Source organism: Polyangiaceae bacterium, assembly GCA_016715885.1.
Classification (GTDB): Bacteria; Myxococcota_A; Polyangia; order Polyangiales; family Polyangiaceae; genus Polyangium.
In genome coordinates this window covers 22,096-48,079 of record JADJXL010000020.1, presented here as the reverse complement: position 1 = coordinate 48,079, position 25,984 = coordinate 22,096, and the positions used below count along the sequence as shown (strand labels likewise).

The 25,984-nt window shown below is 60.1% G+C and carries 17 protein-coding genes; 3 read left to right on the top strand and 14 right to left on the bottom strand.

The window, feature by feature from the left end; all coding sequences use genetic code 11:
* Positions 1 to 142 precede the first annotated feature (142 nt).
* The 13 genes from IPM54_25635 to IPM54_25575 form a co-directional block, all read right to left on the bottom strand.
* A complete protein-coding gene (locus IPM54_25635; GenBank protein MBK9263173.1) occupies positions 143 to 2,239 on the bottom strand; it encodes a hypothetical protein in 2,097 nt (698 codons plus the stop codon).
* Positions 2,240 to 2,339: 100 nt separating this feature from the next.
* Positions 2,340 to 4,592 (bottom strand): hypothetical protein, encoded by a 2,253-nt coding sequence (locus IPM54_25630; protein MBK9263172.1) that lies wholly within the window; start codon positions 4,590 to 4,592, stop codon positions 2,340 to 2,342.
* A 10-nt stretch (positions 4,593 to 4,602) separates the two neighbouring features.
* Positions 4,603 to 5,217, bottom strand: coding sequence for a HEAT repeat domain-containing protein (locus IPM54_25625; protein MBK9263171.1), 615 nt, complete (start codon positions 5,215 to 5,217; stop codon positions 4,603 to 4,605).
* Between the two features lie 37 nt (positions 5,218 to 5,254).
* Positions 5,255 to 6,484, bottom strand: coding sequence for a PAAR domain-containing protein (locus tag IPM54_25620; protein MBK9263170.1), 1,230 nt, complete (start codon positions 6,482 to 6,484; stop codon positions 5,255 to 5,257).
* A 15-nt stretch (positions 6,485 to 6,499) separates the two neighbouring features.
* The gene (locus IPM54_25615) at positions 6,500 to 6,946 is read right to left on the bottom strand and encodes a DcrB-related protein (protein ID MBK9263169.1); all 447 of its coding nucleotides are present in this window, start codon (positions 6,944 to 6,946) and stop codon (positions 6,500 to 6,502) included.
* Positions 6,947 to 6,963: 17 nt separating this feature from the next.
* On the bottom strand, positions 6,964 to 9,696 hold the full coding sequence (gene tssI / locus IPM54_25610; GenBank protein MBK9263168.1) for a type VI secretion system tip protein VgrG: 2,733 nt from the start codon (positions 9,694 to 9,696) through the stop codon (positions 6,964 to 6,966).
* 53 nt (positions 9,697 to 9,749) lie between these two features.
* The gene (gene tssI, locus IPM54_25605; protein ID MBK9263167.1) at positions 9,750 to 13,232 is read right to left on the bottom strand and encodes a type VI secretion system tip protein VgrG; all 3,483 of its coding nucleotides are present in this window, start codon (positions 13,230 to 13,232) and stop codon (positions 9,750 to 9,752) included.
* Between the two features lie 274 nt (positions 13,233 to 13,506).
* Positions 13,507 to 16,206 carry a DUF2169 domain-containing protein gene (locus IPM54_25600; protein ID MBK9263166.1) on the bottom strand — a complete coding sequence of 900 codons (2,700 nt, stop codon included), beginning with the start codon at positions 16,204 to 16,206 and terminating at the stop codon, positions 13,507 to 13,509.
* A gap of 271 nt (positions 16,207 to 16,477) precedes the next feature.
* Positions 16,478 to 17,353, bottom strand: a complete 876-nt coding sequence (locus IPM54_25595; protein MBK9263165.1) for a hypothetical protein — start codon at positions 17,351 to 17,353, stop codon at positions 16,478 to 16,480.
* 526 nt (positions 17,354 to 17,879) lie between these two features.
* Positions 17,880 to 18,206: a hypothetical protein gene (locus IPM54_25590; protein MBK9263164.1), complete on the bottom strand. Its 327-nt coding sequence runs from the start codon at positions 18,204 to 18,206 to the stop codon at positions 17,880 to 17,882.
* Between the two features lie 58 nt (positions 18,207 to 18,264).
* On the bottom strand, positions 18,265 to 18,876 hold the full coding sequence (locus tag IPM54_25585) for a hypothetical protein (protein ID MBK9263163.1): 612 nt from the start codon (positions 18,874 to 18,876) through the stop codon (positions 18,265 to 18,267).
* Positions 18,877 to 19,384: 508 nt separating this feature from the next.
* Complete coding sequence (locus tag IPM54_25580; GenBank protein MBK9263162.1) at positions 19,385 to 20,587, bottom strand: carboxymuconolactone decarboxylase family protein; 1,203 nt, start codon at positions 20,585 to 20,587, stop codon at positions 19,385 to 19,387.
* A 205-nt stretch (positions 20,588 to 20,792) separates the two neighbouring features.
* The gene (locus IPM54_25575) at positions 20,793 to 21,326 is read right to left on the bottom strand and encodes a hypothetical protein (GenBank protein MBK9263161.1); all 534 of its coding nucleotides are present in this window, start codon (positions 21,324 to 21,326) and stop codon (positions 20,793 to 20,795) included.
* 146 nt (positions 21,327 to 21,472) lie between these two features.
* On the opposite strand from IPM54_25575, the gene IPM54_25570 reads away from it, so the two are divergent.
* From IPM54_25570 to IPM54_25560, 3 genes are all read left to right on the top strand, one after another.
* The gene (locus IPM54_25570) at positions 21,473 to 21,997 is read left to right on the top strand and encodes a hypothetical protein (protein MBK9263160.1); all 525 of its coding nucleotides are present in this window, start codon (positions 21,473 to 21,475) and stop codon (positions 21,995 to 21,997) included.
* A 146-nt stretch (positions 21,998 to 22,143) separates the two neighbouring features.
* Positions 22,144 to 24,441, top strand: coding sequence for a PAS domain-containing protein (locus tag IPM54_25565; protein ID MBK9263159.1), 2,298 nt, complete (start codon positions 22,144 to 22,146; stop codon positions 24,439 to 24,441).
* A 244-nt stretch (positions 24,442 to 24,685) separates the two neighbouring features.
* Positions 24,686 to 25,438, top strand: a complete 753-nt coding sequence (locus IPM54_25560; GenBank protein ID MBK9263158.1) for a hypothetical protein — start codon at positions 24,686 to 24,688, stop codon at positions 25,436 to 25,438.
* A 9-nt stretch (positions 25,439 to 25,447) separates the two neighbouring features.
* Here the strand turns inward: IPM54_25560 and IPM54_25555 are convergent, their stop codons facing one another.
* Entirely contained in the window at positions 25,448 to 25,897 is a 450-nt protein-coding gene (locus tag IPM54_25555) for an acyl-CoA thioesterase (protein MBK9263157.1), read from the bottom strand.
* Positions 25,898 to 25,984 lie beyond the last annotated feature (87 nt).

Below are 25,984 nucleotides of genomic sequence, written 5' to 3'. Positions count from 1 at the left end.
TGAAAAGGGGAAATCGGGGGGTATGGGGGGGCCGAGCCTCGGCCCCCATCGTAAACAAAGCCTCGCGAAGCGCGCGTCCCACGCGCGCGAAGCGAGCGAGCAAATTCTGGCCCGGATTCAGACCGTTCGTGGCTCTAGCAACTCAAGGAAACGTGAACGACGTGACGTAGTTGGGCGAGCTTGTATCGCAGGTCGAGCTGGTATTGGTCACGGTGCGCGTACCCGTCAGCACGAGATCCATTTGGGCCGGGCGTTTGATGACGAGCGTATACGTCGTGGTTCCCGCGATGTTGTAGGGCGAAGCGCACACGTGGTACGTGCCCGGAGGCGGCGTGTAAATGGGCGCCCAGAAGACGTTTTCCGGCCCCGTACCATTTTGATCGTCCACATCGAGCTCGCCGAAGTCCGTCAAGTTGTTCGGACCTTTGTTGCCGTAATAGATGTGCTTGTTCGTCGGTGTGACGACGTGCAGATCCATGTCGCCCGCCAGGTCCCACGTCAATGTGATTTGCAGATTGCCCGTGCCAACGCACGTGCCATTGACGCATGCTGCGCTTGCCCCGCAGGAATTGCCACATACGCCGCAATTCGCGCTGTCGGTATTGACGTCCGTGCAAACGTTGTTGCATATCATGGCGGGCGGCAAGCAATCGCAGGTGAATGAACCCGGCGTATTCACGCACGTCGTCGGCACCAGGCAATTGTGCGTGCCCATCGCGCATTCATCGACGTCCGTGCACGTCACGCCGTTTCCGGAATAGCCGCCGTTGCACGCGCAGTTGAACGAGCCCGGCGTATTGGTGCACGTCGCATTGTTGTCGCAATTGTCCGTGTTCGTCGCGCATTCGTCGACATCGGAGCATGTCACGCCATTGCCCGAATACCCGCCATTGCACGTGCAGTTGAACGAGCCTGGCGTATTGGCGCACGTCGCATTGTTGTCGCAGTTGTCCGTGTTCGTCGCGCACTCGTCTACGTCGGCACACGTCACGCCGTTACCGGAGTAGCCAACGTTGCACGCGCAATTGAACGAGCCGGGGATGTTGGTGCACGTCGCGTTCGTGTCGCAATTGTCCGTATTGAGCACGCATTCGTCGATATCCGTGCACGTGACGCCGTTGCCCGTGAAGCCCGGATTGCACGCGCACGTAAAGGATGCGGGGACGTTGGTACACGTCGCACTCGGATCGCAGTTGTCCGTGTTGTCCGCACATTCGTTGATGTCAATGCAGAAGCTGCCATTGCCGGCATATCCCGCATTGCAGGTGCACGAGAACGACCCAGGAAGATTGGCGCATACCGCATTCGGATCGCAGTTGTCCGTGTTCGTCGCGCATTCGTCGATATCGGTACACGTCACGCCGTTTCCGCTGTACCCGGCATTGCAGACACACGCAAACGAGCCTGGCGTATTGATGCACGTAGCATTGGCATCGCAATTGTCGGTATTGGTCGCGCATTCGTCGATGTCGACGCATCCCGCGCCATCGCTCGTAAAACCATTATTACACTCGAAACCGCACATCCCGTCGGCACACGTGACTTGGGCGTTTGCAACGGGGGGACACGCAGCGTCGCACATTCCACAATGCGAAACGTTCGTCTGCAAGTCGACGCAGCTCGTTCCGCACAACGTCGGCGTTCCAGCGGGACAACCATCCATGCACACATATTGGCCGCTGCCCGCATCCAAGCCGCATAGCGGCGTCGGCGAGGAGCATACCGTGCCACATGCACCACAATTTTGTGACGTCGTCGTATCCGTCTCGCAACCATTGGCGGGATCGTTATCGCAATCGGCTGTATTGGCTGCACATGCGCCAATGACGCACGCGCCTCCCACGCAGCTCACCGTGTCCACATTGGGCAACGCCCCGCAATCCGTCCCGCAAGCCCCACAATTCGCCGTATCCGTCTGCGTGTCCGTGCACACGCCATTACACAATTCCTCGGTGGGACCATTACATCCGGCACCCCCACCAGCTCCGCCCATACCGCCCGCGCCCGCCATACCGCCCGCGCCGCCCATGCCGCCCGCGCCGGCACCTGCCATGCCTCCAGCGCCGGCCTTGCCACCCTCACCGCCAGCGCCAGCCTCGCCGCCTTCGCCACCGACGCCCGAGGAGCTTGCCGCGCCCGTACCCGTGGCCGTGGAGCTACCCGTGTCGCCGCAAGCCGAGGCGAGCAGGCCCGTAGCGAAAACGACAACCCAATTTTCAAAAATCCGCGAATGTCTCATCTTCGTGCGAGAAACTTCATCACGAGATGGATTCGGCAGTCAACAGGAATTTTTACCCGACGATCACTTGTCGAATATGTTCACATCGGCAAGAAGTTGGTCAATTCGACGCGGCCGCGCCAATCCGAAACCGCACGCGAAGCCCCCGCGCCGTATCGGCCACGAGCATACGTCCATCAGGCGAAATCCACAAATGCTCGGCGTGGTCGAGCGGCAACCGCGCCCGCCCTTTCACGCTGCCATCCTTTGGATCGGCCAGCAATACATGACCATGCTCATCCGCACTTGCAAGGCGATCACCAGCGGGCGCAAAAACGAGCGCCGTGACCTTGCCCGAAAAGGACTCCGCCACGAAATGCGTGCGGTCCTCGGTCCACGACATGATGCGAATTCGACCGTCGGTTCCGGCAGCAGCGAGCCATTTCTCGTCCGGCGAAAGCGCCTTGATGGCCGAAAGGCACCCCGGCGAACGATCCTCGACGTCTCGAGGGTTGCGCAAATCCCAAATCGAAAGGTGACACTTGTTTCCAATAAAGCTCGACGCAGCTATACGCACTCCATTTCGATCCGAAACGGGCTTGGTGACATATCCCGCGCGATCGCCATCGTGATCGCGTACTTCATACGTCGCACCGCCCCCAGGCGGCGTGTAATACGCGAGCCGTGGCACTTTGCCCTTGGGCAGCTCGGCTCCCGTCACGGCATTGAACCGTCGCAGCTCCGGGTGATTGTAACCTTGAAAAAGCACTTGCCCGGACGTTGGCAGCACACTCGCAATCCCACCACCCTGCCCACCTGCTCGAATCGACCATCGCTCCGAGCCGTCTTTCGTATCGTAAGCTCGAAAAAGCGCGTGCATCGACGTCGCCGCAACAATCGTGAAAAGAGACGTTCCGTCGGGTGAAAACACCACCGTGTGGTCCTGCGGATTGAAAAAATCGTAACGATTGCGTGGCTCGGGCCAACTGCCATGAGCAATGCCCAAACGAACGCATGACGAATCACTTTCGATGCGCAATCGGCCTTCGTTTCCAAGCGTGACCCAATAACGCCCGTCGGCGCTGCGAGCTACGACCTTGGGAGATCGCTGAAACACAGGAACGACGCTCTTGCCGTCGAGCGATCCGATTTCGAGTCCATGTTTTCCATCGAAAATAACGCGATGATTGCCCGGCGATAGGGATCGAATGCGCGTACCAAAGCGTAATTCGGCACCGTCACGAGCTCGAATGATGTAATCGACGAGGCGCGTGTCCGGCCCCGTGAGGTATTCGCCATCTCGCGTGAAAATCCAACCAGTCCCGGAACCTTGGGGCTTGCGCCACGACCGCTCGGCACGATCCAAATCCCACAGGCTCAAATCGGGCGACGGACATTTCCACATTTTATTGGAATCGCTCGATAACAAGGTTACGCACATCAACACTTCGAGCACCGCTTTGCGGCCGTCGTGCGAAAGGTGCACCATTTGAGCGTCGCCGACGCTGGGAATGTGCACGACGCGCTCGAACGTCTCCAGCGAATACACCGAAAGCTCGCCTTTTTGCAGCAATGCGAGGCGCTTGCCATCGCCCGAGATCGATGCGCTGATCGACGTCTGGACTTCTGGAAACCGATGCAACACGCGTCCCGAGGCAACGTCCCACACTTCGGGAATCGATGCCTGCTTCCCAGGTTTGTCCTGATTGATGAAGACGACGGCGCGTTCGTTGCCAGGTAAAAACTTGGCTTCGTGCTTGATGGCGGTTACCGACGTTTTCGTATGCGTACCCGCGGCGAGATCCCAAGTATGGCCGTGCGCAACGAGTTTTTTGCTGTCCGGCGTAAACGAAATGCCGTCCCCGATTCCATCGAATTTCTTTACGCCGCCTTCGCCACTGGCGCGCACGAGCCACATGCTCGGTACGTCGAGCGCCGATGTTTCTTTGCGAGGTTCGAATCCGACGACGGCCAGCCATTGATCGTCGGGCGACACAGCGACTTTGTGAACGCGTTCGAGGCGCGTGCCCAAATCGATGCGGCGTTCGAGCACCCCGGTGCTGGCGCTCCAAAAAATCACGCCCTCCTGGGTCGCGCTCACGATACGCTCGCCGTCGCTCGACCACGTGAACGCGACATATCCACGCATCGCAAAGCGATCATCGCCGCGAACATCGATGACGCCAAGCTCCCCTTCGGCGTCGGGCGGAGGCGTTTGTCCGGGCGGGACAATAATTTCGGCCGCCTTTTCGCAAGGTTCGGGGGCGACCGTGGGGGTTGTCCGGGCGAACTCGACGGGCCTCGGCGGCGGCTCGCTGTAGCGATGCAAGCACCCGCTGGCGACTAGCGCAATGGCAAGCGCGGCGTAACGCATGGCCGCAAGCTCAGCCATTCAGCATGTATTTGAATTCGCGCACCGCTTCGGTCCGCACTTCCGGCGATTTGTTCATCAATTTGAGGACCACGGGCGGGTTGTCGCGCAGATCTGGCAATTTGCCGGCCATGACGAGCAATGATTTCGCCGCATTGAGCCGAATGAGCGGCACTTCACTGGTTTCCACGGCTCGCAAAAGTGCGTCTCGTGCCTCGGGAGCGCCACTGTCGCGGAGCGCCGCGATTGCATCCAATTTGAACACGTCGACTTCTGCCACTTCGAGCACTTTGATGATGTTTTCGATCGCTTTCGGATCGCCGTCGATGCGATAACATGCCAAACTCAAGGCCACCAGAGGCCCACCTTCGAGGCCGCGTTCTTTGCCTTCGAGCGATTGCATCAATTCGCGGATGCGCGGCAGAGCCTTTTGCGACTTGATCACGCCCAGCCCCACGGCCGACCGCGTATCGCTCACGGAGAGCCGCTCGAGCATCATTCGTTCGGCTTCGTCTTGCTCGTACCCTTGCAAGCGCGAAAGCGCGGCCGTGTCGGGGCCGCTCAAGGCGGCATCGGCACCGGTACCGAAAAATGAACTGAGGAATCGCTGGTAATCGCTGGTTGCCATGGGAGTAGCGGGTCTGTGCCACCAAAAGTCGGGCGCGTCAAGGCGAAGGCGGCGGCGCGGGCACGACGACTTCGACGATGTTCACGCCAGCGGCCTGCAAAATCGGTTTTTCCGTCGTGAAGTACACGCTGTTTGGATTTGCCGCATCACTCACGTAAACGGTCACGGGTTCGCCCGCACGCGGCCCGCCCGTGCCATATTGCGATGCGACCTGATTTGCATAATTCGTGGACGATTCAACCCAGACCGGCTTGGATTGCTCCCACGCCATATTCTGGCCATTGACGAACGCTTCCGTGGATTGCCCACCGAGCGTATTCTCCATGGTGGAGTTGCCATTGGCAAGCGCGGCATCGCGCGAGCCGGGGCCCGTCCAAAATGCTGGGTTTTCCCCAGGCGCAAAGTTGTCCGGGTTGGCCATGCGCGCCTGCAATGTCGTCGTGGCCGTCGATCCAGGCAGTTTGGCGAGAACGCTCGAAGGAAGCGAAGATTCGATCCTGGCGCCGCCCCACTCACCCAATTTGCCGCCAAGCGCCGAACCAATCTGCTCACCAATGACTTCGCCGACGACGCGACCCTTGTCGCCTCCAATGGCATAACCAATGTCGCCGCCATATTTGGTACCAAGCTCGCCGCCGATGTACCCAAGAGCGAATCCACCGAGCGCCGCACCAATACCAACCGTGAAAATGGCACCGCCCGTGGCAATTACAGATCCAATGATCGCCGCCCATTCGAGCGTCGTCACGAGCCACCCAGGAACCTCGCTCTCGAGCGGCAAATACGTGCCCTTGGGACCACCAAAAAAGACATCCGGCTGTCCCTCGCGAATCGGACCGGAACATACCGTCTTGTCCGTCCTTCGCGCAGCGGGAGCCTGATTGATGAATACCGTCAGGCTCCCCTCGGCAATGAGTTTTATGGCGTGATCTTTACACGCCACGGTATCGAGCGTCGCTCGCGCAGCCGGTATCGCCGCATCGCCTAAAAATGTATTCGGTGAGCCTATCATTATAGGCCCACTGGGTCCAGCATCGATGATGGACCCTATCTTCATGCCCGCAAGGCCAGTGCCCGCAACGGTCGCAATAGCGCCACCAATGAGCACCGCAGCCGCTCCACCCGTCGCGACCGTCGCGCCAGCAGCAACAATGCCGACCGCGACGATCGCCGCCCCAAGCGCAAGCCCCAAAAGGAGCCCCTTCAAGGCGCACGTGTGGCCTATTTCATCTCCAAGCCGCGCAGCTTCAAGCGGTGTTACGCTCATGGCCGCTCACCCTGCCTAGTTTTCGCCGCGTTCCCCAGGTATCTTCACAGTGCTCAGAATGCGATTCATGATCGCATCCATATCGACACCCGCCGCGCGCGGCGCTGTCGACGTAATGCTCAACACGAGGCGTTTGCCCGTGGCGCACATTACCAGTCGTTGGTCGACCAGACCCTTGTTGCCCTTCCACGTGAAGCGCAATTCGATGGCGGGCAAACCGCTCACCGTGATGTCCGATCGCTTTTGTAGGCTGAACTTGTCAAGTCGCTGAGCAAGTTCGACGAGGTTTCGGTCGGCATACCCCGCAAGGTTTTCGCCCGGCAAGAGCTTGTCGCGCGTGCAGACGACGTTCGGTGCCGTGGTTTGTCCTGGCGCAACCGGCGCGGCAAAAGCCCCCACGGACTTGTCGTCCCAGTCGCGCGGAACTTCAAAGCTGATGTCGGGGTGCTCGTAACGAGGCATCTTGCGTCCTTTCCGTGTCAGCCGACGGGCATGCCCGGAATGATCTTGTTGAAGACTCCAGCGCCGTCGCCTTGGTAAAGCGCGACGCCATGCTGCTCGAGCGCCACCGCTCGCGCATCCATCGGCTTGTATCCAAGCGCGAGGTTGTGCGCAATCGCGTTGTTCACAGCGTCCCCGTCAACCACTTGCCCCGCCGCCTGCGTGCGGAGCGCCATGTATTGCTGCACCCCACTCGGCAACGCCGCGCCAGCCGCCGCAGATGCAACCGCTCCGCCGACTTTGCCGAGGTGGAAAATGCCCGCCTCGTTCCCGGCGCTCAAGAGCCCCGCAATATCCTTGCCCGTCACGCTTCCCGTAATGGGATTCGTCAGCACGGCACCGAGCAACTTCTGGCCAGGCGGCGTCTGCAAAAGCGCCCCCGGACCTCCCTCGATGACGTTCTTGACCTGCCCGTACATCTGAATCGCCTTCGTCGCCATATCCAGATTGAGCGCCGACTTCATCGCCTCGGCTGCATCCGTGACCGCTCCGGCACCCATCACCGCAGCACCAATCGCGGCCGCCACACCCGCTCCAATGCTGATCGCCGAAGGCGCTCCATTCGGATTCGCCGGAGGCGGCATCGCTCCAAGGAACATGCTGACTTCCTTGAAACCACCCGGCTCTTCCACCGTCCCCTGCCCCGAAAGCTTGCTTTGCGGGTCAATCGTCTCGCCGCCCGTGCCGGGTCCTCCCGGAGGCGCGGGGCTCTGCGCCGGATCCATCGTCGGAACCGTCGCCGCAAGCGCCGAATCGCAATTGACGTACACGTTCGGAATGCCGTCGATGTACACCGTTTCGCCGGAAAGCTTCAGCACACCATCGGCCGTCAAAAGCAGCGCGCCCTTGCTGTCGATGCTGATGCCGTCCTTCGTGAAAACAATCGACGCAACGCTGTTCGTGATGGTGATGTTCTGATCCTTGTCGAGCGAATACCCAACGCCCAGCGTGCCCACCTGCGCGCTGATGAGCTCTCCCGCGCTCACCGTATCCGCTTTGCCAATGACCGAGCTTCGAGCAATGCCAATGTTGTTGCTCTGCACCTTGCCAATCGTGTGGCTCTGATTCTCGATCACGCTGAAGCTCTGGTTGGCTCCAACACTTACCGAGTCGTTTGAAGTGATGCTCGCCGACCGATTATTGAGCACCGTCGAGCTCTGATTGTTCTTGACAAGCTCGGTGAAATCCTTTTGCGCCTGGAAGTGGATCTCTTCGCGCCCCTTCGCATCTTCGAAGGACAGCTCGTTGAAGCCGCCAGCACCTGGCGATGTTTCACTCTTCCAACCGCTCTTGGTTTTGTTGTCGGGCAGTTTGTAGAGGACTTGCCGGGTTTGGCTGAAGACGCGCCCCGTGACGACGGGCCTGTCAGGATCGCCCTCGAAAAATTCGACGAGAACCTCTTGACCCACGCGCGGCAAGTTCAGCAGACCGTAACCTGCGCCCGCCCAACCTTGGCTCACGCGGATCCAGCAGGAGCTGCCGTCGTTGTAGCTGCCTTCGCGATCCCAATGGAACTGCACGCGAATGCGGCCGAATTCGTCGACGTGGATCTCTTCGCCGGCGGGGCCCACGACGACCGCGCTTTGCACGCCTTGCACACGCGGCCTCTGCGTGAGCCGCTCGGGCCGATACGGTACGTCCGAATAAACCGCCTCGCCCGTCATCGTCCACTCGTCGTCGGGCGTGCCTTCGATGTTGCTCTCAATGACTAGCAATTTCTTGCCCGAGATGTCTCCGCGCGGATGCGGCGTGATCGTCATCAAGGATCCGGGGGACAAATCCACGACGTTTGTCTTGAACGCCACCACGCGCCGAGCTCGTCGCGCCGCATCGAGCTCCCGCGTGACGCGCGCCTTGCCTTCCTTCTCGTTTGTCCGAGCGATACCCCTGTCATCGGCGACCGGCGTGTCTCCGCCCAGTCCCGGCTCGACCCAAAACGAACCTGGCTCGTAGTGATACTGCTCGTACGCAAGCTCGGTCTTCGCGCGAGCTTCGGCGAAGAGTTGGTAATCGAGGTTTTTGCGGAAGTCGAAGTCGCGGAACGTGAAGCGACCGGGGGTGACCTTCTGCGTGAGCTTGACTCTGGTGACGAACTCTTTTTCAGCTTCCTGGTTTGGATTGTCCACGAAGGGCAGAGCGGGACGCGGACCAGGAGCCGTGGGTTCGTCCGTCAAAACCAGCTTCGTGACGGTCGGTTCATGCGTGAAGTAGTACGTGATGCCCGCTTCTTCCAACATCCGGCAGATGAAGGCGAAGTCGGTCTCGTTGTACTGCACGCGGTACTCGTGCTCGGGGTAGGAAGCCGACAACTTGAGCACCGGTTCGATCTGCCATTCGGTCAACACCTTTTGCACGATGTCGGGAATGGTCTGGTGCTGGAAGATGCGGTTGTTGCGGCGGAGCGTCGTGCGCCAAAGGGCGGGGACGATCTTGATGAAGTACGTCGACAAACCCATCGATTCGGTTTGCACGAGCTCCATGTGCGAGCAGATGCCGGTCCAGACGCGGTTTGTCGTGGTCAACCAGGCGACGCCGCTGTTGAATCCGAAGCCCGCGCCATTGTCGACGATGCTTTCCAAGTCGATTTCGTCGAGGGGAGAGCGAGCGAGGATGTCTACTTCGAAGAGAGTCGATATCTCTTCACGGATGGCAAAGTGCCGAACCGAAAGCGAGTCTTCTCCCGATGCGAAGGAAAGCTCGAGCAAGGGCATAGTTGCAGACCTTAATGGGTTTCGTTCATGAGCTCAACTGAATTGAGCGCGGGTTAAATACCAATTCGTTCGGCGACCTTTTTTTGCCACGACGCTTGCGGCGAATCTGGAGCGACGCGCTGCGTAACGAATGTGCGCAAATCGAGGCCTGCGGAGGTCTTCACGTTCGGGTCGGCACCTCGTTCGAGCAGAGCATGGACGCGGTCGAATTGATGCAGTGAGCCAAAGAGGTAGGCCGCCGTTTGCCCCGAAGGACCCGTCTTGTTTATGTCGGCACCTCGATCGAGCAGCAGCAGAATATTGTCCCATTGCTGATGAAACACGAGGCGCGTGAGGATCGGCTCTTTGGCTTGATCCAGAAGATTCGGGTCACCGCCCTTGTCGAGCAAGAGCGCCAGAAAGCGCGAATCTGGTTTGATTGCGGAGAGCATCAGCGGCGACGCGCCCGAAGGCGTCAGCACATTCGGATTCGCTCCTGCATCGAGCAATGCACGAATGGCCACGTCGTTTTCGGCCGTAATGTAGTACATCAGCAGGTTGACGTTCCCAGGCGCCATCGTATCGAGGTCGACGTCGATCGCTCGAAGTTGCGCCACATCGCCCGCTTCGGCCGCCGCCGCAGCTCGGCGCAGCGCTGGATCCTCGAATACCTCCGCTACGGGCGGGATGCTGATTTCGGCAGTTTCGTCCTTCATTGCGGCAACATCCTCGCGATCGTGGCCATGTCCTCGGTCTTCTGGAATTCGATACCATCGATGTAGCGCGAATGGCGATCCACACCTTCCATCGCGTTCATGGCGCCGTTGGCGAGCCACGCAGCCGGCGAGAGATACCTGAGCCACCCCAATCGATTCATGCCCGGCGAATCCGTGAAGCTCGTATTCCCAGCTTCGGTGTTCATGCGAACCGCCGGGATGTCGTATTGGGTGCCTACGGCGTCCGGCATCATGCCGCTGATGAGGCTGTTTTCCTGCAAGCCCGTGAGGATTTCGCCGTCGTTGCGATAATTGGAGACGCCCGAAGCGGCATTGCGATCGAGGCCATAAAGTCCGTAGGTGTTGTTGTGGATGCCCGCCGCATTGAACGTCGTCGCGTTGCCGCCCGTCGCCATCGCACCCGTCGCCGCGAGACCTCCGCCGAGCGAATGCCCCGTGTATTCGACGTTGGCCGTACCTGGCCTGCGCGTCGCGAGCAACGGCCGCTGCTTGCGCGTGCTGCGGTGAGCCTCGGCCCATTCCCTGCGGCAAGTTGGCCTTGAACCAGTCACCGGTCGTCGCCGGCTCGGTTCCGCGATAGGCAACGACGACCGATCCATCGATATCGGATTGATACACCGCTGCAAAAAATCCAGTCGACGGGTTGTCGATGTTTTCGAGCCGCGTCCACCCCTCGGGCGCACCTTCCGTGTTGTACGCATCCGCCGCAAGACGCGCTCGCTCCACCGCCTGATTGTTCCGTTCGAGCCTGTTTGCCGCATTGAGCAATGCATCACGCTCGGGCCCCGGCGGCATGCTCTCGGCCAATTCACGCGCCGCAGCGATCATCGCAAGCCGCTTCAAGTACCGCAGCAGTTTGCCATTCTTGTTGAAATAAACATTCGGCTTGCCGTCGATCACGACGTCCTTGCCGGAAAGCTTCATCGCTTTCTCGGACTTCACCGTCATGTTCTTTTTCGAATTGATGAACAACCCGTCGGGGGTCAGGGTAATCGAGGCCACGGAATTCGTGTAGTATATCGTTTGGTCCTTTGCATAAAGGAACCCAACGCCTGCTGGCCCCACGTTCATCATGATGACGTCGCCCGCATGAATGGCGTCCGTCATACCAATGCTCGATGTCCGACTGTCGCCAATGTTGTTGCTCTGGGCCTTGCCAATGGTGTGGCTCTGGTTCAGTCCCACGCTAAAACTTTGACTACCACCGACGGTCCACGAATCGTTGCTGGTGACGCTACCCGTACGATTATTTAGAACGTTGGAGCTCTGATTGTTCTTGACAAGCTCCGTATAATCCTTCTGCGCCTGGATGTGGATCTCTTCGCGACCCTTGGCGTCTTCGAAAGACAATTCGTTGAAGCCTCCAGCGCCGGGGTACGTCTCGGTCTTCCACCCGCTCTTCGTCTTGTTGTCAGGCAGTTTGTAGAGCACTTGGCGCGTTTGACTGAAGACGCGTCCGGTCACGACGGGACGATCCGGATCGCCCTCGAAAAACTCCACGAGCACTTCTTGGCCGACCCTGGGCAAACTCAAGAAGCCGTATCCCGCGCCAGCCCAATTTTGACTCACGCGCATCCAGCACGAGCTGTTGTCGTCGTACTTGCCTTCGCGATCCCAATGGAACTGCACGCGTACCCGGCCAAACTCGTCGACGAAGATCTCTTCGCCCGGAGGTCCCACGACGACGGCGCTCTGCACGCCCCGAATCCTCGGACGCACCGTGCGTCGCTCGGGCCGATACGGCGCATCCGCGTACACGGCTTGCCCGGTGATCGTCCACTCTTCGCCCGGTGCGCCCTCGAGCTCGCTGTAGACCGCCAAGAGCTTTTTGCCAGAAATGTCTCCGCGCGGATGCGGAGTGACGCTCAGCAAGATGCCAGGTGATAAATCCAGGACGTTTGTCGTGAACGCCACGACACGCCGGGTTCGTCGCGCACCTTCGAGCTCGCGGATGACTCGACCGGTGCCTTCCTTGTCGTTTGTCCTGGCGATCCCCTTGTCGTCGGCGACGGGTGTGTCGCCGCCCTGCCCCGGCTCGAACCAGAACGCGCCTGGATCGTAGTAGTAGTGTTCATACGCAAGCTCGGTCTTTGCGCGAGCTTCGCCGAAGAGCTGGTAGTCGAGGTTTCTGCGGAAGTCGAAGTCGCGGATGGTGAAGCGTCCGGGTTTGACCTTTTGCGTGAGTTTGACCTTGGTGACGAATTCTTTTTCGGCTTCTTGGTTGGGATTGTCGACGAAGGGAAGCGCGGGGCGCGCGTCGGGAACGAGCGGCTGATCGGTGAGCACGAGTTTCGTCTTGGGGGGCTCGTGCGTGAAGAAGTACGTGATGCCTGCTTCTTCGAGCATGCGGCTGATGAAGGCGAAGTCGGTCTCGCCGTACTGCACGCGGTACTCGTGTTCCGGGTAGGTTGACGAAAGCTTCAGCTCGGGCTCGATCTGCCATTCGGAGAGCACCTTCAGCACGATGTCGGGGATCGTCATGTGCTGGAAGATGCGGCTGTTGCGACGGAGCGTGGTTCGCCAGAGCGCGGGCACGATCTTGATGAAGTACGTGGACAAACCGATCGATTCGGTCTGCACGAGCTCCATGTGGGAACAGATGCCCGTCCAAACTCGGTTTGCGTTCGTCAAGTAGGCGACGCCGCTGTTGATGCCAAAGCCCGCCCCGTCGTTGACGATGGCCTCGAGGTCGATTTCGTCGAGCGGTGAGCGGGCGAGAATGTCGACCTCGAAGAGAGTCGATATCTCTTCACGGACGGCGAAGTGCCGAACCGACAGGGTGTCTTCTCCCGACGCGAAAGAAAGCTCGAGCAAAGGCATACGATGCTGAGCGTAAGCGAAAGCGAATCAGGGGATCAAGGGGGACGTGCCTCACCCCCTAGCCCCCTCTCCGCAAGCGGAGAGGGGGGAACATGCCTCACCCCCTAGCCCCCTCTCCGCAAGCGGAGAGGGGGGAATGAGCCTCCCCCTCTCCCGATAGGGAGAGGGGGTCGGGGGGTGAGGTCTTCTCCCCCTCTCCCGATAGGGAGAGGGGGTTGGGGGGTGAGGTCTTCTCCCCCTCTCCCGATAGGGAGAGGGGGTTGGGGGGTGAGGCTCACTTCCCCGCGGCCGCTCGAATCGCATCCATCTGGTACGAGCGCCCCAAGGCCACGGTGCGAAGCGCGTACGAGCTCGTGTCGTACGGATCCTGCTGCAAGTGAGCCTCGACGATGAGCCGAACCTTCATCGAAACGAGCATCGGCAACGTTTGGTCGAGCGTCTTGGGCATGTACACCGGAATCGACGCCTCCGACGCCTGTCCCTTCATGCCCCCTTCAGCCGGTATCATCAATAGCGCCCGAATGAACTCACCACCGAAAACTTTACGTATGGCATAACGGCGCTGCTCCAAAAGAAGCCGCTCGACATGCCCATCCAAATACGTCGCAGGGAGCGAACGGTTCGATTCCCGAAATTGGCCGCGAAGATCACGCGTGAGCTTGTCGACGATACCCGTCGAACCTTGCAAGTACGGCGTCTTGAGGAGCTCGGTCATCGAATCGACCATTTCCTTGAGCCGCTTGTCCGAGCCCAAAAACGGCGTCATCGCCACGATCATCGCCTTGAGCGTCTCTACTTCGTCGAATGGAAATCGCAATTCACCACCCGTGAGCGCGAGCGGCGGCGTGAATCGGCCTCGTTGATTCACCGCGTCATTGACGATCCGCGAGATGCCCGATGGATCCACCATCTCGCCGTCGGACAAAATGCCGAAAACATTGTGGCGCGTTCGCGCTTTTTCGGGATCTTCGGCGCCAAGGTCCCGCCGCGGATCCGCAGGCTCGAAGTCGAGCTCCGTGACGAGCTCCTCCCAATAGCTGCGAATACGCGGCACGAAGCTCTCCTCGTACCAAATGAGGTCGAGGACATCCCCGTTGGACGGCCGAGGCGGCTTGTTCGACGTTGGTGACGGAGTCAGCGGCTTGATGGCCGGTTGCGCCGCCGGCGCCGAACGCACCTGCGCATCGGCAGCGGCATCGCTCAACGCCGCGGCGGTCCCAGGCTTGGCCGAGCTCGACGCGGCTACGGACGCCGTAGCAACGACCGCAGCGCCAACACCAAGTCCCACGGCGGCAGCAACTGCGCCCGTCGGCGGCCCAGACGCCCACGGACTGCTCGATGGCTCCGCCGTGCCGCGTGGGGACGCGACAGCAACCGGTGGCGGCGGCGGCACGGCTGCCGGCGGAGGTGGCACGGCTGCCATGGCGCTCGGAGCCACCGCCGGCGGCTTCATGGGCGGCGCTGGACCGCCCGCCACCGGTGCAACCACCGTTCCCGGAGGCGCCTTGGCGGGAGGAGGTCCCCCCATGGGCGGCGCTACGGGCAGCGCCGTCGCAGGCCCAGTGCTCATGGGCCACGGCATCCCCGAAGGCGTAACCGGCGCCGACGGCACCGCCTGACTAGGCCGATCCTTGAACCACGACGGCCCCGTACCACTCGACGGCTCACTGCTCGCCGGAGCTTGATCCGCTCGAAGAAACGGCAGTGCCGCATCGCTCGGGCGCGGCGTGGGCGCTGGCGGACGCGCAGGATTGTTGTCCGCTCCAACGAAAGGCATCACGCGAGAAACCGATGTCACCCCCGGAACGAACGTCTTCCCTACCGGCCGCTTCGTCTCGCTCTGCGGGATGATCGTCCTCGTCCCATTCGCGACATCCTCATCGTCGTCCGCCCCCGACACGGGCACTGAAACGCGCGGCACCGGCGCCGCTGCATCTTCGATCATCGTGACGGAAATCCGTCCCGCCTCCTGCGCATGCCGAAGCCCGACGCTCCCGCGCCACGCCACGACGCATACGCCTCGATCCGTATCGATGAGCAGCGTATCGGCCACGAACGACACTTCCTCGCGCTCCCCCGTCGCCCGTTCCACCAGCGCGCGCGGTTTCAGCCCAGGCAGACTCGTGACCAAGTACGGGTGTTCGGGGTGCAGGTTTTCGAGGATGATGCGCTCGTTTTGCCGGATCTCGGCAACTTGCTGATCCGGCGGAGCAGCTTGGAAGAACATCGGATCGAGCCCCTCGGGGAGAGGCTTGTCCGACCATCCAGGCTGCGGAAACGTCCCAGCAAGCCGACCGAGCCGCGCCGCTCGTCCCGGCCAGCTTGGCGCAACGGGCCCATAACACACGGGCACGAACACGTCCGATCGTTTGGATACAAAGAGTCCCGGGGGTTGCAAGTTGGGGATCGCAACGATTCCGTACGCATCTGGCTGCGCATCGAAGCGGATGCCGATGGGGTTTGCCGAATCGGGACCGCCGGCCGCGCGTTCCCAGGACAGGCGCGACTTGGTGAAGCGTTGCCCTTCGAGGAGCTGTCCGTCATGAATGCGAAAACCGCGATCGCAGAACACTTCGATGGACTTGTCGAAGTCGCCGACGATGATCCGCGTCGCGAGCGACCGAACGGGCTGCTTGTTCGGCGCATAGGCATGCCCGACGAGCATCACATCGGCGCGCGCTTTGTAGGGCGCTTTGTCGCTGGGCGCCACGACGCTGCGAGTCGGGTCGTCGTTCCAGTAGCCGTCCTCTTCGTTCGCTCCATCCTGTTCTTCAGCGAGCGACACCCTGCTGGGAGCAAGCACGAAGGTGGCTTTGACGACGACCGTTTGCGCATGCCGGCCATCCTGCGATTGCCACACGAAGGCCCAAGCCTGCAGCGGGCAGAGCGACACCAAGTCCATCGCCACCGAGGGTATCAGGATGTGATGATGAAAGGCAATCTTTAGAGCAGGCGGCGCGTTTCGAGGAGGCAAGGCTGCGCGCAGTCAGCACGTGTCTGCAATGTCGGAAGCCATGGCAAGCTCGCCGAGGGCCGTGTTCGTGGCGCGGAGCGTCGTTTCCGGACGCCTTGCATGGCATGTCAGCGCCCGAAGACGCCATGTCAGCGCGCAGGAATGGGTTGTCGCGGCTCCAAGGATGGGTTGCCTGAGCGGCGACGACCCATGTTCGGGAAGCCCAGTTACGTTACAGAGGCTTCTGCAGCCGTTATAGACGGTACCGCGCCCGTTTCATCAACCCGCCCCCTTATTCTTCCTCGCCCGTCTCCTCCACCGCTCCCGCCGCCTCTCCCTTCCCGCCCTTTCGAGTGCGACCAAATAAGCTTCGCAGCCCAATGATCGACGGCGCCGGTATCGCCGGGTCCACCCGCCGCGCATCCTCGACCGCATCCACGAATTGCTCGAAAAATAAAAGCGCAATCCCGTCCCACGTATCCACATCGGATTGCGTCACCGTCGGCGCAGGCGCGACCGCATCCGCCTCGCGCTTCGCCACGCGCGCCGCCGCCGCGAGATCACGTAGCTTCTGAATCGAATTCGCATTCAGCTTGTTCCGCGCCAATCGAATTTTCATCCCATCCGTCGGCTCCGCGAGCATCTTTTCCGCGACGACACACATCGCATCGAGCGCATCCGTCATCGGAACTTGCGTGTCGGGCGTCGCGTAAGCACCATCCACTCGCGCTTTCCACGCGGGGATTCCAGCGGCCACGTTCACGAGCCCCGTATAGAGCCGTTCACGCGCATTCTTCACTTGACCCATCAATTCGTCCGCAGTCGACGACCGCACCTGTTTCGTCGCCGCAGCAAGCGATTCCCCTTTCGTCATCGCATCATGTCGGATCTCCGCTTCGCGCCCCGCCCATGCAGCAATGCGTAACCAATCCGCTCCCACGAATCCAAGGCATTCCTTTTGCTGATCGGTTGCCGTGGCAAGCCAATCCGCCATGATGCCATAATTGCGCGCAAGCTCTTTCACGAGCCTCGGCGTACCAATGCGCCGCCCCTTGGCGATGAAGTGATCATTGCCGAACCCTTCGAGCTCGAGACGCGCCTCGTCTTCGGTTGCGGTACCCAGGCGCTGAACGATGTCAGACAAAGTGTACACGGTGTTTTCGCTCATGGGCCGACTTTACCGAAGAGCGAGATCCAGGTAAATATGGATTTTTGACATGAGCCGAAAAACCGAACGACCCTTGCGTACGCTCGTGATCCAAGGCTTCGAGCGCCCGGGGATTGTATAGAAAAAGCTCTACACCGCCCTCGTCTTCGAGGGGTAACAGCTCGCCAAACGCGTCCAGCATGTCCCGCGGTGCATCCACCGCCGAGCGCCGAAACACCAGTATGCCGGACATGAACATGAAGGGCGCATCCGAAGGTTCGCACCCTTCACGCTTCGTTGCTCGCACGCGTCGTACCCGAACTGGTTTCCACTTCTTGCCTTGGGGTTTGCCGTTGAGCCGATCCAAGGCCTCATACGTATCGTCATCGACCCACGTAACTATCTCGTAGCCCTTTGTGGGTCTGTATTCATAGAGGTACATTGAAGAACGTCCCGTTTTCTAGGGCTTCCGCCCCTTGCCAGGTCGAGAACGGGAAGCCCTCGTGGGGTGTGGGGCTAGCCCCACTTTGGTTCCGGCTACGCCAAGTTAGGTTGCCACACCGTGCTCCGACAACCGGACCTCACTCGAACGCGGCTTCCGTAGGTTTCCCTTCGATTCGAGTGCCCCAGATTCCGCAAGGACGATCAACCGGCGGACATGGACGCGGACGCGGGTCTCGTCAGAAAGCGGAAAGCCGCCAGCTTCAACCGCGTCGAGAACAACTCGTGCCGCCTTTTGCCACTGATGTCGAGCGTGTTTGAGCAGAGTCGCGTCGATGCTGTCCAGAGCGGCAGCACCAAGCGACATTGCGAGCGCGGTCTCTTCCTCGTCGGGAGACGCGGACAATTCATCCCAATCGTCGAGCAATAACATTCCACCCTCGTGTCGGTAGTTTCAATGATTTAGTCATGACAAACTTCTCCCATCGCCATCACCATTCCACAGGATTGCCGCCGCATGCCTCGGTGACGAACCCCCTCGCGCAATTTTCCACCTCGTTATGGCCTCCCGTCAGCCCGCGCGCCGGTTTGCGCCCCGGTATCTTCAGCAGCTCCCTACATGTTTTCCTTGCCCTCCTCCATTCCTCCTCGCACTCCTCCGCACTCGGCTTGTCGTCCGCCAACGCCGCCGCCACGACCGCGATCCCTATGAATACGAAAACACCCACCGCTCCGGCACGTACGACCATGGGCCCCAGCTTGACGACCACTTCCTCCGCCGCCGCGGTGCTGGCCATCGTTACGTCACCCATCACGGCACGCGATTGCGCCGATACCCGGCGCTCGTTCAACGATGCCAAACCTCGTCGCACGACAGAGTGCGGTACCCTCATCCGTTCGAGCGCCTGACGTATGCAGATCTCCATGTTGCGCGACGCGATGCGCGGCTCCTGCGCTTGCACATCACGGATGACCGCTTTCTCCGTCACGACCATGTTGAAACGCATCGTGTGGTCGGCAGCGTCGAGCTCACCCGCGTACGCATCGACGCACGCCTCTACCTGCTCGCGCGTCGATGCAGGCCACGACTCATCGGCGGTCACAGATCGTGCACGCGCACAACTCACTGGGAAAACGACCAGACAGAGACTAAAGCACAACGCCGCAACCCTGAAAACATTGAGCGCGTACAAAAGATTTGACAACCACACCAAAACCAGCAGCCGCCGATGGAGCCGCCCCACGACCAAGATCAGCCAAGTTTGGAAAACCTTGGAAAGATGCCCCATGGCGACAAATGTCGATGCCCACAGGCACCCGTGTCAACTCAAATGCGCACGGCGATTCGCAGCGTCTTTGGTCGGTACGTCCGCTCCGGTCGTATGTGAAACAAGATTCTTCGAGTTGCTCAACCCGTGCCGGCGAGGGACCCAGGGAGCCAACAAGCGCCCACGGTGTGCGGCGCAATCGAGCAACACCAGATCATCAAAAAGACCGACTACACTCTGCACCTGGTTCGGATGGTGCACGTCGACCTTGAGGATTCGAATAGGCGTCGTCGAGACACGCGCCCTCGGGTTCGAGCGCATCGTCGCATGCTCGAGCAACCCGTCAGCCGTAATACCCAATCAGCCTATGCAGCATCTGCAGCACGCTGATCCATGTCACCACTTCCACGACGCTCGCCGCCGAAAGCTCCGCCGCGCGGCATTCCTCGATGACGCTGTCGTCGACGACCGCCGGGCTCGGTGAAGCCGCGCGCGCCAATACGAGCACCGCTTTCGATTTCGCATCGATCGATGGCGCCGGACGCGTTTGACTACCGGCAAACTTCACGACCGCATCCATTTTTTCCGCCGTGACATTGTGTCGAACCCCGAGCGCTCGCATTTCCGCCGCAAGCGACTTGTTGCCCACGACCGTCGCATAAACCAGCCCCACTTGCACCTTCAGCGGCAAACCCACCGCGCTCGAACCGGCATCCAAGTTGTCGCGCACGATGACGCCAATGGCACGAATGGCACGTTCGTGCGTCAACTTGGAGAGAATCGAAAAATCCGATCCCGTGTGCTCTTTCAGATACTTGCCCACCGCGGGCCAAAAATCCGGAACCCCCGCGGTCCATTGTCTATCTTTGGACAACGCCGATGGAATCAATGGCACCACGGAGAGTTTTTGTAAAAACGTATCGGCGTTGGGCCTTGGCCGATTCGGAAGGTTTTTCATGACATCGGTCGCGTGCTTTCCAGGCGACCAACCGGTGGAACTGATGACTGAATTCACCTCGGCGACGGTGTCGTTTTCGAGCTCCACACCGATGGCATCCATGAATTTGTTGAGAAATCCCATCATGGCAATGCCAAGCACGATCCACTCGACCAACTCGGGCGAAAAATGCTTACCGATCTCGGTTCGCTCGGCATCGGTCAATTCAATGGGCACGCGCGCGAGCGATTGCGCGACCTTCATCGCAGCTCGTTCTCGCGGCGTGTATCCTGCATCTTCGCCTTTCAATGCTCGCGTTATCTTGTCCGGATCGGCCCCTCGTCGCAGCGCAAACGACGTCGTATGGGCAGAACAATACGCGCACCCCGCATTGCGACTTGCGACGTACATGGCCAAACCCACCACATCCGCGGGTGCACCGGCGCCCCAGAGCGCGAACGGCAAATTGAGGAAATTGGGCACGAGCACGTTGTAGGTGCGGAAAGATGTCGGCCAAATCTCCATGTAGGGATCGCAATTCGGTACGACCCCGATGAGCTTCCGGACGAGCTCCAGAAGCTTGCCATATTGCTGGTGCAGTACCTCCATGGGCACTGCCTGCGAACGCAACAAACAGGTGAGCGTCGGTTCCACGGAACGTGTGACTACTCCAAGTTCGACCGAGGGCCAAGAATTATGTGCTCGCTCCTTTCGAGCCCGGGAGTGGATTTGGACGCGCGCTCGCGACAGTCCGATGACGATGGGGGGGTCCTCGCAAACCTCCCGGACAAACTGGGACCTGATCCCGCTGCGGTCATCTCCACGTCATGTGCCACTTGTGAACCGGCTCGATATCCGACTTCTCGACGCAGACGTCCTTGCCTCCCGTCATTACAATCGCCTGCTCGAGCCATCCGCACATGCATTCGCGAAAACGTTCGGGCAAATCCGGATACTCGTGGACGCGAAGCACGACGGAGTTGGAATCGAAGAGCTCCACTTCGGTACGTCCGGCATTGTGATACGCTCGCCACAAAAGCGCGTTTTGCTTGATGAGAAATGGCACGGACATCATGCGCACGAAGTGCCTGTAGGCACCGCCCAGATTATCGCGAGCCAGAGCGCGACCAAGCTCGCGGATTGCGTTCGTCGACGATGGGTACATGAGCGACGAGGCCACGTCGAAAATGTCCGTTGCATGCTCGATCGGCACCCAGCACGACATATTTGCTTTGATGAACGTCTCGCGTGTCGCGCTTGGCAATCGCTGCATCACGGTGGTTTCGACGCGGGCCGCGCGCGATGTTCTCCGCGCAAAAACGACGCCAATTCCTCTGTAGCCAGCCATGTTTTGCGTCCGTCTCCGACAGACGAGCAGAACATGGTGAGACGGCAGCGTCAAGGTTGCGCGACGGAAACGTGCGCGACAAAATTCCATCGACAAGCACACCCAACCCGTGCCATCGTGGCGCGCCACGATACGGAGACGAAATCATGACGCAAGCAAATAAACTGCAAAGCACAGAGGCCGTTCAATCGATGCTGCACGATTCAGCCGCATACCAGGCGATGCTCGAGCGTGAAGCGGCCATGAAAGCCGAAATTCTCGCGCGGCACGCGCAAGAGGAAGGGCGAATCGGCGCGCAAATCGAAGCGCTCGTGGAGGCCATCTATCTCGTCGCATCCGCGGATGGTCGGTTCTCGGGCGAAGAATGCGCGGAGCTGTCGGCGCACGTCGCGGCATTGACGGAGGATCGGTTCAGCGCCGAGGACATCGAGACGATGCGGAGCAATGCGGAGGGGCGAGCGAGCGAAGGCATCGCAGCGCGAGCGACGGCCATTGCAGAATGCTTGGATGACGGCGATTTGCGCAGGTCGGCGCTCTTGGCAGCGTCCGCGGTCGCTTGGAAAGACGGCGGCGTCGGGCAAAAAGAAGGCATTGCGCTGCAAACGCTGGCGCGCGCTTTCGGCATTTCGATTGACGAGCTGCACAAGATCATGAGCGTCGCGCACGGTTGAAAATTGCGCGTATGACGGTCGAGCTCGTACGGGTTTGACAAGCCGGTCCAATTGTGCAGCCGCGGGGTTCGTCGCCGCGCGTCGGCCATTCGGAAGCTACCCGCGTCGCAGTTGTTTTCCTGCCGTGTTGGGCGTACGCTTGTCGCATGGCCCAGAGCCTTCCCAAGCACGATGAACAGCCTTCCCCTGATCACGCCACTTCGCCCCCAACCTCGTTCGAGCTGACCCAGCGTCGTTTGCTGAATGCCGTGCGAGCATCGCCTGCCGTGCTGCTGAAACAGGATCGCGAGCTCCGTTTCACGTCGGTCGTCAACCCGTCGCCACCGCTGACGGAGGCAGACGTACTGGGCAAGACCGAGCTCGACTTTTTTCCGTGCGAACAAGCCGAAGAGATGCAGCGCATGAAGCGCGACGTGATGGCGTCGGGTCAAGCCGCTCGGCACGTCGTCACCTGCACCCTGCGCGGACAAGTCAGTGAATACCTCTTCATCATCGAGCCGGATCGCAATGAACGAGGAGAAGTCATTGGCGTGTCGTGTTTTTTGTGGAACCTGACACGGGAGCAAGCGGTCGAGCGGGCGCTGCAAAATAGCCACGCGCAGCTTTGTTCGCTCGTGGCCGAAGCACCCACGAGCATGGCGCTTCTCGACAAGAATTTCCGTTATCTGGCCGCGAGTCGCTCGTGGGTCAAGAACTACGGCCGCGGGCGCACGGAGCTCGTTGGGTGCTACCATTACGATGTTTGGCCGGACGCACCCGAAACATGGAAGCAGATCCATCGGGAGGCGCTCGCAGGCAAGCATTTTAGCGGCGACGACGAGTTGTGGGAATTTCCGGATGGAACGAAGTCATGGCTTCGATGGGCCGTGTATCCGTGGCGAGACATTTACGGTGAGGTCGGGGGGATCGTTTTCTCCATCGACGACATTTCGGAGCAAAAACGTGCGGTGGAGGCGCTGAAAGTAAGCGAGGAGAAGTTCCGCATGATGGCGGAGACCGTACCGGACATGCTTTTCATTACCCGTGCAGACGGGTATTCGGAATACTTGAACGAAGGATATTATTCGGCCACGGGGCTCGAGCGGGGGTCAGGGCGCGGGGATGGGTGGATAGAAAGCATTCATCCGGACGATCGCGAACGGATCATGAAAGCGTGGATGACGGCCGTGACGAATGGTGAGCCGTACGAGGCGCGATTGCGCATCGTCAACATGCAGAAAGGAACCGTGCGCTGGTATGTCGCGCGGGCCTTGCCGATGCGTAACGAAGCGGGGGAGATCGTGCGTTGGTTCGGATGTGGCACGGACATCGAGGATCAAGTGCGCGAGGCTGCGCTACGGGAGACCGATCGTCGCAAAGACGAATTTTTGGCGATGTTGTCGCACGAGCTTCGGAATCCGCTCGCTGCCATTCGAAGCGCGTCGTACGTGCTCGAACACGCACATGCGGGAGAAGCATCCGGGCAGAATGCGCGAGAGGTCATCAAACGACAAACGACGTATCTGACGCGTATCGTCGATGATTTGCTGGACATTACGCGTGTGACGCGCGGGAAGATTCAGATCGAAAAACGCCCATTGGAGCTCGGAGCCATCGTCCAGCGGACGGTGGACGATTATCTACCGGAATACGAAAGCCGCAAAGTCGAGCTCGATTGTTGGCTTGGTTCGAAACAGGTGTGGGTGGACGGTGACGCCACGCGGCTCGTGCAGGTGATTGGCAATTTGTTGAACAACGCCGTCAAGTTCACGCCTGCCGGGGGCCATGTCGAGGTATTCTTGAAATGCGAAAACAAGCAAGCGGTGCTCCGCGTGCGAGATACGGGTTGCGGGATTCCTCCGGAGAAGCTGAACGCGCTATTCGAACCTTTCACGCAAATCGAATTCACGCTGGATAGCGGGCGCGGAGGCTTGGGGCTGGGCCTTGCGCTCGTGAAGGGAATCGTCGAGCTGCATGGGGGAAGCGTGAGCGTATCGAGCGCGGGGCGAGGCCAAGGAGCGGAGTTGACCGTGAAATTGCCGCTCACGACGCCGCAAGAGCGGCAGGATGCTCCGCAAAAAGCAAGCTTATTGCTGAAGCGCCGAGTGCTCGTCATCGAGGACAACATCGACAATGCAGAATCCATGAAGCAAGTTTTGCAGCTCCTCGGACAGGATGTGCACGTGGCGCACGATGGCATATCGGGCATTGCTTTGGCGCGGGCACTACAACCGGACGTGGTGCTTTGCGACATTGGTTTGCCGGGGATGAGTGGCCTCGATGTTGCGCGACAAATGCGCTCGGAGGAAGCTTTTCGCAAGACGCGGCTCGTTGCCCTGAGCGGTTACGGGCTGCCGAAGGACCGGCAAAACACGGCCGCAGCCGGATTCTCGAAACACCTCGTCAAGCCCGTCGCCATCGAAGACTTGGAACGGCTCATTGCCGAAGACGCTGGAGGCGATTGACTGGCAAGTTCCGAATGCTGCGGGCGGATGCGAATTGGCGGTTTCCGTGGGCCACCAGCATCTCGATATGGTCGGACGCGCACGCGTCACGGTCGAATGACCATTGCATCATCGTCCACGCGCGTCGTCACGAACAAAACGCGGCGGCCGAGACGAAAATAGAGCACAATCCATTCCTTGACGATCCGCAATGTTGGAATCAACGAAATTCAGGACTTCCCGTCCGAATGAGGAGTTGATTTCCATGAAGAAAATTTTTGCCCTCATGGGGCTGTTGGCGCTTGGCGGATGCGTCGTGGACACCGCCCGAGAGCCGGAAGAGCGCATTGGTGAAGCGGCCCAGGCTGTTTCGTCGACCGTGACGGCCTCGTGCTCGATCGCCAACAAGGTCATGCACATTGAAACGGGCGCCGTGCCCCAAGGTTGGGGCAAGCCGACGACCGACAAATCGCCGTTCGAGCTCAGGTGGTATGCGTCGGTGACGAATTGCATTCCCACGGCGGCCACCGATTCGATCATTTCTACGGAGACGGGTGAGTTCACGACCGTTCAGAAGCCGAATGGCTATTACTGGACCGCCGACTACGACTTCACTCAATTGGACTACATCGTCGAGCACCATTGGCACAACAAGATCATGTGCGATGGCTCGACCGTCGTCGTCGGCTGCGACGAAGCTCGGACGATATCCTATACGCTTTCGGTAGGCGGAGCATGTCTGCAAACGCAAGGTGCCACGTGCACGTATTATGGGACGGTGGATCTACCTGCGGTTCAAGATGCGGACGAATACGAAACGAATTGCGCGGTGGATTGCGAAGCAGGCATTGGACAATGCGTGTCTGCGTGCCAGCATTGCGACAGTACGGTTTCGGACTGCGTACCGAAAGCTTGTTGTGTGTGTTCGTGCAAGGAACAGACCTATGGACACGGCCATGTATGCGGACCGCAGCCAATGTGCTATACCGGCACACCTGGCCATCAAGCGTGCTTCTAGAAACGCCGTTCAAAATGCATAGCGTCCCTCGATGATGGCGCGGATCTCGGGTCCCGGATCGACCGTTCGCATGGGTTTCGACGAATCCCCGGTCGCCTTCGCCCAAACGCGGACCTCTTCGCCCTCCACGACGACACGATTGCCAATACAAAAGCGGTGACTCACGGTAAAACCGCGGTCGACGATTTTGGAGATATAGCTTTCGGCATCGATCACGTCGCCGAACGTCGCAGGTGACACGAATTTTGCGGAAGCCTGAATCAATGGCGTCCCCAGCAAACCATATTTTTCACGGATCGTATGGTGACTGAGCCCCGCGCCGGCGAGCAGCACGTGCGTGCACGCATCGAACCACTCGTAATAGCGGGGATAAAATACGACGCTCGCGGCATCGCAATCGCCCCACGTCACTTCAATTCTGCGATGGCTCCGCAGCCCGAAACGTTCATCCGTACGCATGACACATCCCGTCGAAAAGTCGTATTCGTCACCTGAGTGCGACATCCGCGCACGAGTCGATTGAGCAACCTTGCACACTCATTGGTT

Bases quoted from the DNA above. Each gene is read 5' to 3' on its own strand.
- IPM54_25565 (MBK9263159.1), top strand. From the start codon at position 22,144: ATGGCCCAGAGCCTTCCCAAGCACGATGAACAGCCTTCCCCTGATCAC.
- IPM54_25615 (MBK9263169.1), bottom strand. From the start codon at position 6,946: ATGCCTCGTTACGAGCACCCCGACATCAGCTTTGAAGTTCCGCGCGAC.
- IPM54_25635 (MBK9263173.1), bottom strand. From the start codon at position 2,239: ATGAGACATTCGCGGATTTTTGAAAATTGGGTTGTCGTTTTCGCTACG.
- IPM54_25575 (MBK9263161.1), bottom strand. From the start codon at position 21,326: ATGGCTGGCTACAGAGGAATTGGCGTCGTTTTTGCGCGGAGAACATCG.
- IPM54_25630 (MBK9263172.1), bottom strand. From the start codon at position 4,592: ATGCGTTACGCCGCGCTTGCCATTGCGCTAGTCGCCAGCGGGTGCTTG.
- IPM54_25560 (MBK9263158.1), top strand. From the start codon at position 24,686: ATGAAGAAAATTTTTGCCCTCATGGGGCTGTTGGCGCTTGGCGGATGC.
- IPM54_25570 (MBK9263160.1), top strand. From the start codon at position 21,473: ATGACGCAAGCAAATAAACTGCAAAGCACAGAGGCCGTTCAATCGATG.
- IPM54_25620 (MBK9263170.1), bottom strand. From the start codon at position 6,484: ATGAGCGTAACACCGCTTGAAGCTGCGCGGCTTGGAGATGAAATAGGC.
- IPM54_25590 (MBK9263164.1), bottom strand. From the start codon at position 18,206: ATGTTATTGCTCGACGATTGGGATGAATTGTCCGCGTCTCCCGACGAG.
- IPM54_25595 (MBK9263165.1), bottom strand. From the start codon at position 17,353: ATGAGCGAAAACACCGTGTACACTTTGTCTGACATCGTTCAGCGCCTG.
- IPM54_25625 (MBK9263171.1), bottom strand. From the start codon at position 5,217: ATGGCAACCAGCGATTACCAGCGATTCCTCAGTTCATTTTTCGGTACC.
- IPM54_25580 (MBK9263162.1), bottom strand. From the start codon at position 20,587: ATGGAGGTACTGCACCAGCAATATGGCAAGCTTCTGGAGCTCGTCCGG.
- tssI (MBK9263168.1), bottom strand. From the start codon at position 9,696: ATGCCCTTGCTCGAGCTTTCCTTCGCATCGGGAGAAGACTCGCTTTCG.
- tssI (MBK9263167.1), bottom strand. From the start codon at position 13,232: ATGCCTTTGCTCGAGCTTTCTTTCGCGTCGGGAGAAGACACCCTGTCG.
- IPM54_25555 (MBK9263157.1), bottom strand. From the start codon at position 25,897: ATGCGTACGGATGAACGTTTCGGGCTGCGGAGCCATCGCAGAATTGAA.